General features: G+C 38.3%; 11 protein-coding genes. 8 read left to right on the top strand and 3 right to left on the bottom strand.

From position 1 onward, the window contains the following. Window positions 1-77: 77 nt before the first annotated feature. Window positions 78-983 carry an NAD(+) kinase gene (locus tag F4W09_RS04005; RefSeq protein ID WP_151504097.1) on the top strand — a complete coding sequence of 302 codons (906 nt, stop codon included), beginning with the start codon at window positions 78-80 and terminating at the stop codon, window positions 981-983. 2 nt (window positions 984-985) lie between these two features. Further along, entirely contained in the window at window positions 986-1,258 is a 273-nt protein-coding gene (locus F4W09_RS04000; protein ID WP_016167472.1) for a YeaC family protein, read from the top strand. A gap of 99 nt (window positions 1,259-1,357) precedes the next feature. Here F4W09_RS04000 and F4W09_RS03995 read toward each other — a convergent pair whose 3' ends face one another. Then, complete coding sequence (locus tag F4W09_RS03995) at window positions 1,358-2,353, bottom strand: glycosyl transferase family protein (RefSeq protein ID WP_151504096.1); 996 nt, start codon at window positions 2,351-2,353, stop codon at window positions 1,358-1,360. Window positions 2,354-2,796: 443 nt separating this feature from the next. On the opposite strand from F4W09_RS03995, the gene F4W09_RS03990 reads away from it, so the two are divergent. Both F4W09_RS03990 and F4W09_RS03985 read left to right on the top strand, forming a co-directional pair. After that, window positions 2,797-4,143 carry a dicarboxylate/amino acid:cation symporter gene (locus tag F4W09_RS03990; protein ID WP_016167474.1) on the top strand — a complete coding sequence of 449 codons (1,347 nt, stop codon included), beginning with the start codon at window positions 2,797-2,799 and terminating at the stop codon, window positions 4,141-4,143. 158 nt (window positions 4,144-4,301) lie between these two features. Then, the gene (locus tag F4W09_RS03985; RefSeq protein ID WP_151504095.1) at window positions 4,302-5,444 is read left to right on the top strand and encodes an acyl-CoA dehydrogenase family protein; all 1,143 of its coding nucleotides are present in this window, start codon (window positions 4,302-4,304) and stop codon (window positions 5,442-5,444) included. A gap of 35 nt (window positions 5,445-5,479) precedes the next feature. On the opposite strand, the gene F4W09_RS03980 is transcribed toward F4W09_RS03985, so the two are convergent. Further along, a complete protein-coding gene (locus F4W09_RS03980) occupies window positions 5,480-5,998 on the bottom strand; it encodes a type 1 glutamine amidotransferase domain-containing protein (protein WP_151504094.1) in 519 nt (172 codons plus the stop codon). 428 nt (window positions 5,999-6,426) lie between these two features. On the opposite strand from F4W09_RS03980, the gene pheA reads away from it, so the two are divergent. The 4 genes from pheA (at window position 6,427) to F4W09_RS03960 (ending at window position 11,727) form a co-directional block, all read left to right on the top strand. Continuing rightward, window positions 6,427-7,536: a prephenate dehydratase gene (gene pheA / locus F4W09_RS03975; protein ID WP_016167477.1), complete on the top strand. Its 1,110-nt coding sequence runs from the start codon at window positions 6,427-6,429 to the stop codon at window positions 7,534-7,536. 178 nt (window positions 7,537-7,714) lie between these two features. Next, window positions 7,715-9,961 (top strand): bifunctional prephenate dehydrogenase/3-phosphoshikimate 1-carboxyvinyltransferase, encoded by a 2,247-nt coding sequence (locus tag F4W09_RS03970; protein WP_151504093.1) that lies wholly within the window; start codon window positions 7,715-7,717, stop codon window positions 9,959-9,961. A 116-nt stretch (window positions 9,962-10,077) separates the two neighbouring features. Beyond that, window positions 10,078-10,458 (top strand): hypothetical protein, encoded by a 381-nt coding sequence (locus tag F4W09_RS03965; RefSeq protein ID WP_026440979.1) that lies wholly within the window; start codon window positions 10,078-10,080, stop codon window positions 10,456-10,458. A gap of 33 nt (window positions 10,459-10,491) precedes the next feature. Continuing rightward, on the top strand, window positions 10,492-11,727 hold the full coding sequence (locus F4W09_RS03960; RefSeq protein WP_151504092.1) for a hypothetical protein: 1,236 nt from the start codon (window positions 10,492-10,494) through the stop codon (window positions 11,725-11,727). A 358-nt stretch (window positions 11,728-12,085) separates the two neighbouring features. Here F4W09_RS03960 and F4W09_RS03955 read toward each other — a convergent pair whose 3' ends face one another. Beyond that, a complete protein-coding gene (locus tag F4W09_RS03955; RefSeq protein ID WP_016167481.1) occupies window positions 12,086-12,526 on the bottom strand; it encodes a DUF2147 domain-containing protein in 441 nt (146 codons plus the stop codon). Between the last annotated feature and the right edge of the window lie 331 nt (window positions 12,527-12,857).

Raw genomic sequence — 12,857 nt, 5'->3', positions numbered from 1 at the left:
AGGCTATTTATAAGGTTTTTTATTTCAATCGGGTTAATGGTATCATAAGCCAGAATCCTAACGGAGCGATCACATAGGTGCAACTTTCACACAAGTCTTTTCGGAATATTGGATTAATTGGTCGACCAGACAAATCTTCTGTTGTTGAAACTTTAAGCCTCATTCACGATCATCTTATGAGCTTGGGTTTACATCCTGTTTTTGATGCAGAAACCGCCGAGCTTGTCCCTTATCAAAATACACAGACAGTCAGCCGAGCATTATTGGGTGAGGTTGTAGATTTGGTTATTGTGGTTGGGGGTGATGGTTCCTTATTACATGCTGCACGTTCTTTGGTGAAGTATAATACGCCTGTGATTGGTGTAAACCGTGGACGCTTAGGGTTTCTTACCGATATTAAACCAACTGAAGTCATCTATAAGCTTGATCAAGTCTTACAAGGTGAGTTCCAGCAAGACCGCCGTTTTTTGTTGGAAATGGAAGTTCGCTCTAAGGGTGAAACGATTCATGATGCAATTGCCCTAAATGACGTTGTATTGCATTCGGGTAAGTCTGTACACATGATTGACTTTGAATTAAACATCGATGGGCAATATGTGTATCGTCAGCACAGTGATGGATTGATTGTTTCTACACCAACCGGTTCAACTGCTTATGCGTTATCGGGTGGTGGACCTATTGTACATCCGAGTATGGATGCGATTTCCTTAGTCCCGATGCATCCGCATACACTCTCATCACGTCCAATTGTTGTGGGTGGTCATAGTGAAATTAAAATTCTGATTCGTGAAAATCGTGTATTGCCAATGGTCAGCGCCGACGGGCAACATAGTGTTTCACTCAATGTGGGTGATAGTTTGCATATCCGTAAACATCCATTTAAATTAAACCTCTTGCACCCACCTGGGTATGACTTTTATATGGCTTGTCGTACTAAACTAGGTTGGAATCGTGATTTTGATTCATTGCAACAACAGGATTAAAAATGAATATTGAACAAATGCTGGCTGTACTTGATCCAGATATTGTTGGTCGTTTAAAGACTGCGATTGAAATTGGTAAATGGCCAAATGGTGTTGCATTAACCAAAGAGCAACGTGAAATTTGTATGCAAGCTGTGTATGCGTGGGAAATGAAGCATTTACCAGAAACTGAGCGTAGCGGTTATATTGACCGTGGCACGAAAGAAGAAGGTGAAGAGTGCGATGATGATCATCACAAAAACGAACCTGAATTTAAGCCAATTCGTTTTGTTTAAGTCAAAAAGTTTTGCAAATAGCTAAGATAGAAAAAGGACTCTAGATTGAGTCCTTTTTGTTGGTTTAAGAAATTTTGTCATTACATTGGAATGGCATGCTTAGAAGCGATTTGACCAAAGTTCTTTCGCTTTCAGCATTGCGTCAGAATAACTTTCACAGACTCGCATGGTATACAAGGCAATGCCCATGGTTTCTATGACCGCAATTTCACCATATTCATGGTGTTGCTGACCTTGCCAGACAGATTTAAATACAGCTAAATCAAGTTCTTCCTCAACGGGACTTCGATTTTCTGTCAGTTTAGGGAGCTCGTACTCATACAATTCCCCATCTTTAATGCCACAAATTAGTGTCTTGGCATCAGGGTTGCGCTCGAATTCACCACCTTCACCTTTAATAACAGCGCTGTTTTGATAACCAAGTTTAAAAGCAGCTTGTTGATGAGAGCTACGATAGGCGGGATGGAAGATGGCTTGTAAAGTGGCTTTCGCGTTAAACGGATTAATTAGTCGCGCTAGGGTATGAATAGGTGAGCGTAATCCCATGACATTGCGTAATGCAATCAGCTCACTCAGGACGGGCGAAATAACCTCTAAAGGTAAATAGGCAAAATTACATTGTTGTAGTTGCTGCTCAACCTCATCTTGATTCTGACAGATAGGAAAACCTAAATATTCAAGTACTTGTTCGGTATACACGCGATTTAAGGTGTGCCCAGATGCACCATGCATGACAATTTTATAGCCATGATGTGCCAACGTTAATGCGGCCAATAAGAACCAAGGATAATGCTTGCGCTTACCTGCATACGAAGACCAATCCAGATCAATATCAAGAGCTTTAAAATTTAATGTGTCACGTGTTGCTTGTACAAAACCTGCCAATTCGTCTACAGATTCTTCCTTCACACGTAATAGCATCAAAAAAGCCCCCAATTGCACATCAAGGACCTCATCGTTCAAAATCATTTTGAATGCTTGATAGGCTTCATTATAAGTGAGTGATCTTGCACCATTCTTTCCTTTACCAACAATACGGACAAATTGGGCAAAAGGATGCTCAAAATCTTTGTATAAATTTCTTTTGGTTGTCATTTGCTTAGATCACTGTGTAATTTCGTGTTTCGAGGGAGAATGTTTAAATGGATAATAGAAAGATTTTGATGTAAAAGGAAGGAAAATGATGGTTTGGATATGCGACTAATGTCTAATAAAAAATGAATATAATTTAATCAAATTTAAAAATATATGTAGATTTACTGTTCAAAAATTCGGTAGAATTCAACCGAATAAGGAAAACTGTTAAGTTTTTCTTATGAGTTGTTTTTTCTATCATATTGAAAATATTCATTTTCAATAGTCTAACTGCGATGGAATCGCGGATATTATTATTTAGTTTAATCAGAAGGTATTAAGACTGATTTAATACCTATAGCCTTTTGTAGTGATTATAAAAGGAATTTTAAGGGCTGTGTATTCTTAGGAATAGACTAATATTGGATGTTTCTAGTTCTAGAAATATGTTTAGAAGTAACGCTATGGCTAAAAAACCCATCTATAAATCACTGTATTTTCAAGTGATTGTTGCCATCATTGCAGGTATTCTGGTTGGTCATTTCTCTCCAAGTGGAACCCAGATTGTAAATGGTGCCGAACAATATGTTCCAGGTTTAGGTGAACAACTGAAACCTTTAGGTGATGCATTTATTCGATTGATTAAAATGATCATCGCCCCAGTGATTTTCTGTACAGTTGTTAGCGGTATTGCTGGCATGGAAAGTATGAAATCGGTGGGTAAAACGGGTGGTATTGCTCTCCTTTATTTTGAAATCGTTTCTACTATTGCGCTACTGATTGGTTTATTGGTGATTAACATCGCTAAACCAGGTGTAGGTATGAACATTGACCCTGCCTCTTTAGATGTGTCAGGTATTTCTAAATATGTAGAATCAGGTCAGTCTCAAAGTACTGTCGATTTCTTAATGAATATCATTCCACATACTGTGGTGGGTGCTTTTGCTGAAGGTGAAATTCTTCAAGTATTGTTATTCGCTATTTTATTTGGATTTGCACTACACAAATTAGGTGATTCTGGTAAGCCAGTTCTTAAGCTGATTGACCAAATTTCGCATGTCTTCTTCAATATTGTAAATATGATTATGAAGCTTGCGCCTATCGGTGCATTTGGTGCAATGGCATTTACTATTGGTAAATATGGTATTGGCAGCTTAGCGCAATTGGCTCAGTTGATTATCTGCTTCTATATTACCTGTCTATTGTTTATCTTCATTGTATTGGGTTCAATTAGCCGTATCTGTGGTTTCAGTATCTTAAAAATGATTCGTATGATTCGCGAAGAATTATTAATCGTTTTAGGGACTTCTTCTTCAGAATCAGTATTGCCACGTATGTTGAAGAAACTTGAAATTGCAGGTTGTGAAAAATCTGTGGTTGGTCTGGTGATTCCAACAGGTTATTCATTTAACTTAGATGGTACTTCAATTTACTTGACCATGGCTGCGGTATTTATCGCTCAAGCAACCAATACTCAATTAGATATTTCACACCAAATTACTTTGTTATTAGTGTTGTTGATTTCTTCTAAAGGCGCTGCAGGTGTAACGGGTTCAGGCTTTATTGTGATGGCTGCAACTTTGTCTGCGGTAGGTCATATCCCAGTTGCTGGTTTAGCACTGATTTTAGGTATTGACCGTTTCATGTCTGAAGCTCGTGCGTTAACCAACTTGGTGGGTAACTCGTTAGCAACTATTGTGGTTGCAAAATGGGTGGGTCAGCTCGACAAGGAAAAACTAGATTTTGCTTTGGCTAACCCTGAAGAGGTAGACAAGCAAATGATGGATGAGGGTAATCAAGCGCATGCTTAATGTGATCTTGAATTAAAAAAGGAAGCTACGGCTTCCTTTTTTTATGCTTATAGAGTTGACCTTTTTGTCGTGAATAAGACATAACATGTACATGACAGTAATCAATAAATTGCCTAGCATTACAAAGCAAAAAATTAAACAACAACAAAGGAAGAATGATGTTAGCACATGATGCAGATTTGGAACTTTTTAAAGACAATTTCAAACGTTTTATGCAAGAGCATATTGCCCCTGACTATGAGCAATGGGAACGAGCTGGCATTATGCCGCGCTCAGTGTGGAACAAGCTGGGTGAAAATGGGTTTTTATGTATAGATATACCTGAGCAATACGGTGGCTATGGTGTACCGACCCATTATTCTTTAATGTTGGTGGAAGAATCTGCTCGTGCAGGATATGGTGCACTTTCTACTGCGATTTCATGTCATTCTGAAATTGCTGCACCTTATGTTTTACATATTGGCACAGAACAACAGAAACAATATTGGTTACCTAAAATGGTAACGGGTGAAGTCGTGGGGGCGATTGGGATGACTGAGCCAGGGGCTGGCTCAGATTTGCAGGCAATACGTACCACTGCTATTTTGCAAGACAATCATTATGTACTGAATGGTTCTAAAACCTTTATTTCAAATGGACAACATGCGGACCTCGTGGTCCTTGCCGTGAAAACAGATCCGCAAGCACGTGCTAAAGGGGTGTCTTTACTTTTATTAGATACCCATTTAGATGGATTTAAGAAAGGAACCAATTTAGACAAGATCGGTTTACATTCTCAGGATACTTCAGAATTATTTTTTGATAATGTGAAAGTGCCTAAGGATCAGTTATTGGGACAAGCAGGGCAAGGATTTAACTATCTTATGCAGGAGTTGCCACGTGAAAGAACAGCGATTGCCGCGACGGCTTTAGGAGCTATTCGTGGGGCACTCGATGTGACCACGCAATACGTACAAGAACGTCAGGCTTTTGGACAAAAGATTGGGCAATTTCAAAATACGCGTTTTGTCTTGGCACAGGCAAAAATTGATGAGCTGGCTACAGCAGCTTTTTATAATCAAAATGTAGAACTTTATACGCAAGGTAAACTTGATGTGGAAACGGCCGCAGCACTCAAAAGTTTTTCAACCGACATGCAAATGAAAGTTGCAGACCAATTACTACAATTGTTTGGTGGTTATGGGTATATGACGGAATATCCAATTTCCCGCTTCTTTGTCGATGCTCGAATTCAACGGATTTATGGCGGAACCAACGAAATTATGAAAGAAATTGTCGCACGCGGAATGATTGGGCGTTAAAAATATAAAAGAGCCGAAAGGCTCTTTTTAATGACTTAAAGCTTGAGCACAGTCAAACTTTCACGAATAAAGGCGGGTAAATCTTCTGGAGAGCGCGAAGAAATATACAAGTTATTGTCATTTACAACGGCTTCGTCGTAAAACACTGCACCTGCATTGAGTAAATCAATAATGACAGATTTCATGGTGGTCATACGCCGACCTTTTACCACGCCTGCGTTAATCAGTAATTGTGGACCATGACAAATACTCATAATCGGTTTTTGTGCATTCGCAAAACGACGGACAAAATCAACATAGCGTTCATCTGCTCTTAAGTGATCTGGTGAATAGCCACCAGGAATAAGCAAAGCATCAAATTCGTGTACTGTAACATCATCAATGCCTTGATCTATAGTGACAGAATATCGGCGCTTTTTTCCGTATACAATATTGCCTGCTTTATTTTCAATATTGATTACACTATGACTCGCAGCACGAAAGGCTTCAACAGGTTCGACATATTCCATATCTTCGAAGTCATGTGTGACTAAAACTGCAATTCTTTTTGGCATTTTTATTCTCCGAATAGCATTTTTAAATTTAAAATAACAGACAAATTGTGAAATACGTCATATTAAATTGTGGTTAAATTGTGATCTAAAGTAATATTCCTTGATCATGTCATATTCTTAATGAAATTTTCTAGTGCTATGTTTTAAATAAAAAATAATAAAGATAACGTGATTCATCAATTTTCAAAGTTGTGCGGTATTAAGAATGATGTTTCATGGAGGGTTAGCCCATATACTCAAACCATCCTATGCTCAAGCTCGCTAAGCCAGATGCTCTATCTATTCTACAACTCAAACTTTAGTTAGATTTTGGCAAATATTACGGGCTATAGCGTTGAAATCAGGATGAAACCAGATTTTATTGCCTACCATTTCATTGAACTCTTGATATACTGTCGGCATTCACGTTTTCGAAGGGCGAAATAACAATGATCAACGACGATCAAAACACTACGACTTCTCTGGACTTGACCAAGATTCGCGAAGATATTGATTCTGTCGATCAACAGATTCAACAATTGATTAATCGTCGCGCGCGCTTGGCTGAAGCAGTAGCAAAAGCAAAGTTTGCCTCTGAAGAGAATCCAATGTTTTACCGTCCTGAACGTGAAGCACAAGTTCTGCGTAATGTCATGGAGCGTAATGAAGGGCCTTTGTCGGATGTAACAATGGCACGTTTATTCCGTGAAATTATGTCAGCATGCTTAGCACTAGAAGCACCGCAAAGCATTGCTTTTTTGGGTCCTGTGGGAACATTTACACATTCGGCTGTGCTTAAGCATTTTGGTCAGGATGCGGTGGTTCGTCCTTTACCAACGATTGATGAAGTATTTCGTGAAGTTGAAGCGGGCAGTGCACACTACGGTTTAGTACCAGTCGAAAACTCATCTGAAGGGGTCGTGAACCATACTTTAGACTGTTTTAAATCATCGACATTAAATGTGATTGGTGAAGTGGAACTACGTATTCATCATCAATTCTTAATTTCTGAAAATACCCGTAAAGATAGTATTAAACAGATTTATGCACATCAACAAACCTTGGCACAATGCCGTAAATGGTTGGATGCACATTATCCAGGTGTTGAACGTGTTGCACTCAACTCAAATGCAGAAGCTGCGCGCCGTATTCGTAATGAATGGCATTCGGCTGCGATTGCATCGGACGTTGCTGCAAGTATTTATGAGTTAGAAATTCTACACAGTAACATTGAAGATAATCCAGAAAACACGACACGTTTCTTGGTCATTGGTCGTGAAAAAGTGCCACAAAGTGGTAATGACAAAACCTCTTTACTGATTTCGGCACATGATCGTGCAGGAGCTTTACTCGAAATTTTAGCTCCTTTTGCAAAACATCAAATTAGTTTGACCAGTATTGAAACGCGTCCTGCACTTCCAGAGAAATGGGCTTATGTGTTCTTTATTGATCTTGAAGGTCATATTGAACAAGAAAATGTGAAAGCGGCAATTGAAGAAATTCGTCCTTTAGTCAAAGAAGTACGTGTATTGGGTTCTTACCCAATCGCTGTGCTCTAACATTCGCCATAAAAGGTGGTGTTGCTGTCTCGTATATTCAATCCAATCTAAAATTTGGAATATGTATTGATATACTGAGACAGCTTACAAAAACTTTTAAGTTAAAAAAACTTAAGCATATAGATATCGTTGAAATGCACTTGCCAAAGTGTGGGGTTTAGAGGCGAAAGCATAAAAGATGACACAGCCATTATTTGAAAAAGTTGCATTTATTGGACTTGGCCTGATTGGTTCAAGTCTGGCTCGTGTAATAGTTGCTGAAAAACTGGCGAAACAAATTGTCGCATCAACACGTTCAAGTAAGACCTTGGATGATGCAAAAGCTTTAGGCTTAATTGCTGAAGGTTTTACTAATCCAGTTGATGCTGTGCAAGGTGCCGATTTGGTGGTACTTGCCTTGCCTGTACGAGCGACAGAAAAAGTTTTAGCTACCATTAAGCCGTATTTGTCAGAAAATTGCATCATTACTGATGTAGGCAGTACCAAAGGGAATGTTGTTGATGCAGCCAAAGCCGTTTACGGTGAAAAGTTGCCTGCTGGTTTTGTACCAGGTCATCCAATTGCGGGCGCGGAACATACAGGTGTTCATGCAGGTAAAGTCGATTTATTTGCGCATCATAAAGTCATTCTGACACCACTTCCAAGCAGTGCACCTTGGGCGGTTGAAAAACTGATTACCCTTTGGCAAGCGGCAAAAGCTGAAGTCATTTGCATGGATGTGGAAAAACATGATGAAGTGTTGGCGCATACCAGTCATTTACCGCATTTGATGGCATTTAACTTAGTCGAACAATTGGCCAATCGTGCTGATAATTTGGATATTTTCCGTTATGCTGCGGGTGGTTTTCGTGATTTCTCACGTATTGCGGCCAGTGATCCGCAAATGTGGCATGACATCTTCTTTGCCAATAAAAAAGCCATTTTAAATGCTGTAGATGGATTTGAACAACAACTTGCTGTACTCAGAAAACTGATTGAAGATGAAGATTCGCCAGCCTTAATGGGTTTGCTTGGCAATGCTCAAGCTGCACGACAACATTTCAATCACATGTTAGCCAAGAAACCCCTGATGGAGAAAAATAAGGTGACACAACAATTTACCATTTTACCAGGCCCTAAAACGTTCCAAGGTAAGTTTACCGTGCCAGGAGACAAGTCTGTGTCTCACCGCTCTATCATGTTTGGTGCGATTGCAGAAGGCATAACACATGTAACAGGTTTTCTTGAAGGTGAAGATGCTTTAGCAACATTACAAGCCTTCCGTGATATGGGCGTGAGTATTGAAGGTCCTAAAAATGGTGAAGTGACCATTCATGGCGTTGGCATGCAAGGTCTTAAAGCTCCTGCTGGCGCGTTGTATATGGGCAACTCAGGTACATCTATGCGCCTTTTGTCGGGAATGCTTTCTGCGCAAAAATTTGATTCAGTCATGACGGGTGATGCCTCTTTGTCAAAACGTCCAATGGAGCGTATTGCGAAACCTTTACGTGAAATGGGTGCACAAATTCAGACCACAGGTGAGCGTGGTACACCGCCAGTATCAATTACAGGTAGCCAGCCATTAAAAGGCATTCACTATGATTTACCAATGGCTTCTGCTCAGGTGAAATCAGGTATTCTATTGGCGGGTTTGTGGGCAGCAGGTGAAACTTCTGTGACCGAACCAGAGCCAACACGTGATCATACTGAGCGTATGCTACGTGCTTTTGGTTATGACGTGAAAACTGAAGGCAATCGTATTTCACTGCAAGGTGGTGGTAAGTTAGTGGGTACGGATATTCAGGTACCTTCAGATATTTCTTCCGCTGCTTTCTTTATGGTGGGTGCTGCAATTACTGAAGGTTCAGATGTGACACTAGAAGCTGTAGGCATTAACCCAACACGTACGGGCGTGATTGAAATTTTGAAACAAATGGGTGCTGACCTTACTGTTGAAAATGAACGTATTGCAGGTGGTGAACCTATTGCAGATATTCGTATTCGCGGTAGTCGTACTTTAAAAGGTATTCATATGCCTGAAGACCAAGTACCTTTAGCAATTGATGAATTCCCAGCATTGTTTATTGCTGCGGCTTGTGCCGAAGGGCAAACTGTACTGACAGGTGCAGCAGAATTGCGTGTGAAAGAATCTGACCGTATTCAAGTGATGGCAGATGGTCTGAAAACCATGGGCATTGACTGTATACCGACAGAAGATGGCATCATCATTGAAGGTAAAGGTCAATCTGGAGATTGGTCTGCAATCTTTGCAGGCGGTGAAATTGAATCACACCATGACCACCGTATTGCCATGAGCTTTAGTATGGCGGGCTTACGTAGTTCAGGTGAGATCAAAATTTTGGGTACAGAAACAGTAGCAACCAGTTTCCCAACCTTTACTGAACTTGCAAATCAAGCAGGTTTAGCCATTCAGGTGACTGAATAAGACTTGTGACTCAATAAGTCAGTTATTTATGATTGAACAGCCAAGCAAATGCTTGGCTGTTTTGTTTTTATTGCTTATGCTAAACCCATATAACAAAAATGCCTTTGGGTAGAGCTATGCGAAAATTACAATTCACTGCCAATTGCGAGCAGCATCAACATCATGTAGTAGCAGGGAACCAATGCCATATTACACAAGAATATGTGGCAGATTTATTGGTTGGCAAACTCAGTCAATACGGCTTCCATACCTTGCCACAAAGTGGTGATCATGTTGCTGTAAGCGTCGATAATCATGCTTTACCTTTATCGATTACCTGTCAAAGTTCAGATCAAGAAGGGCATTTGGTTTGTGAGATTACCTCATACCCAACGGAAGATCAGGACTGGTTAGATCGAATTGCTGAGCAAAGTTTATTGAATCAATTAGCACAAGCCGTTGAAAATACATTAAAAAAAGATCAAAATTTCAGTGAATTCAAGTGGAGTAATAGTTAATATTTAAGTCAATATTTCTACAAGAATAAAAAGATGTCTTCTAAAATAGCTATTTTCATTGCGATATTTTTATTTTTTCTATCGTGGTGCGTGCCTGCTGTTGATGGTATGGTTGGTTTTGGCGTCATGGTGACATCAATTTTATATCATTTTTTGATTGTCCCTATTCCCCAAATGTTTCCTGTATGGGCAAATTTAACTTTTTTATTAGCAGTGAGATGCTATTTTAAAGAAAGTGAGATGCTGGAAACATTTGAATCCAAAGCATGGATGTATGGTGTTATTACATGTGTTCTTATGTGTATTGGATTTTCTACAGCAATTATTAAAGTTAATGTGGGTGCTGTGATATGGTTATATTCAGGATTCTTTTTAATCTTGGCGCTAGCATTAACGAAAATACCTCCTTTCTGGGATAAAATAGGCTTAGTTCTAGGAATTGGATTTATTGTATTTTTAAGTTTTAAAATTTATCAAAATGAATCCTATGTGTCTAAATATCAAACAGGCTTTAAAGAAGAAGGTCTAAAACATTATTTATTTCGCCCTAAGAATAGTGAATATGTAATACCAACTTTAACTCAGGTACAGCAAAACAATTCATATAGATGGTTAAATGGGCAGAAAGTAGCTAATGATACTGTGGATTTATCAAGTTTAATCAATGAGACGATTGAATTAGATTTTAACAAAACGATTGATGTTCCAAAATCTAATAATAAAAAGGCTGAATGTAAGTTAAAACAGAATAACCAACATGCTTTGTATTTTCCTCCACGTTATATTGATAATGGATATTCTTGGACACGATATTTTAATTCAGGAAATATCGCTGTAGGATATCCGACTCAAAAGGAAGGAACGGTAATCTATCGCTCTAAGAATATTGATTCGATGCATACAGTTATTCAACTTATTAGTAAGGCAGATCAGCATATTTTATATCAGCAAACTCTTTTGGCAAATGGTGGCTATGATGGATGTACATATGAACCTAAGCAGTATGAGCAAGAACTGAATTCAGTATTTGAATTGGATTCATCTTCTTTAAATAGAAAATTTGGTAGTTTTGTATCTTTGGAAAAATTTGAAGCACCCGAAAAATTAATTGAAAAATGTGAATGGGTAAATGAATCTTTTAATATTTTTATATTTGAAAATAAAAAAATTAATTTTCTGAATAAAAAAGTATTTAGCCCTCAAATTTTATGTTCTGAACATTATATTGCAGTTGCATCATTAACTGAATACAGTGTTGGTGATATTTGAAAATACATTACAAGTTGAAATGTTTAAGCGAGATGATTTACAGCCAATTAATTGTGGGTTGCTTCGTTATGGCTTGACTAAGCCACAGACAGATGCATTTTATAAAAGAGAATTAGAAGTAGTAGACGTAACAATATTATCAGATAAGTTAGAACATTCTAAATGCCCTTATGTTGAATTACGGCTCAGTGATGGTCATGTGGATAAAGATTATAATTAGGTCGAAAATTTTTAGGGATGTGTTGTATTTAAATGAGTAAAAATGCTGAATCATGGGTCATTCAGCATTTTCTTAAATTATTTGCGTTATCTCAATTTTAAAGATGTGATACTCAATAAAAATAGAAAAAGTAATTGTTTACTCCACACGTACCCAAGTTTGACTACGACCTACAGCAGAAACACCGAAATAGCCACGTAAAAAGAGTTTTTTACTATTCGCACTAACCTTACCCTTTAAGCTATAAATCTTTCCAGAAACAGGGTCAATAATTTTACCATTACTATAATTTATATGATCATTCGTCTTTAAGCCTGTAATGACTTGCATGCCGATAATTGGTTTGTTGGTATACGGTGCAGGGCACTGAGTACAAAATTCTTTTGGTGTATAACCAGGACGTGGTGTCAGCTTGAGAACAGTACCTGCGTAAGTATTATTTGACTGTTTTTCAATTTTTACTAAGGCTTTAGGCTCACCTGTTTTGTCATCAATAAAGTGCCAAGTACCAGTAATGTCCTGTGCAAAGCTTGATGTGGTAGCTAAGGCAAGTAAAATTGCCCCAAAAAATGTTTTCATAGAAATCTGACCGTAGTTTTGAAATTTAAAAGTGGAAAGCTATAGCGAGCTAAAGTATTGATTGTACAATTAATTATTTAAATAATAATGTGCATAAAATGCCAAAAAATAAACTTGTGAAGCGGTATTTCTCGTCGCATGGATATTGGGAATTGAGGCGTGTTTAATCATACATTAATCAAGAAATTCAGGCAGAAAAATAGGTATTTAGCCGAATAAAAGTACTGCAATAAAGCTAGAAAGTAATTAGGAAATAGAAAAAAAGAATCTGTTTGATTGATTCACGATTTTAATCCAGTAGATCAAATACAATGAGTAATATTCAACGAGA

It is taken from the genome of Acinetobacter tandoii (genome assembly GCF_008867985.1).
GTDB classification, from domain to species: domain Bacteria; phylum Pseudomonadota; class Gammaproteobacteria; order Pseudomonadales; family Moraxellaceae; genus Acinetobacter; species Acinetobacter tandoii.
The sequence above is the reverse complement of the archived record's forward strand: the minus strand, read 5'-3'. Positions and strand labels throughout refer to the sequence as shown.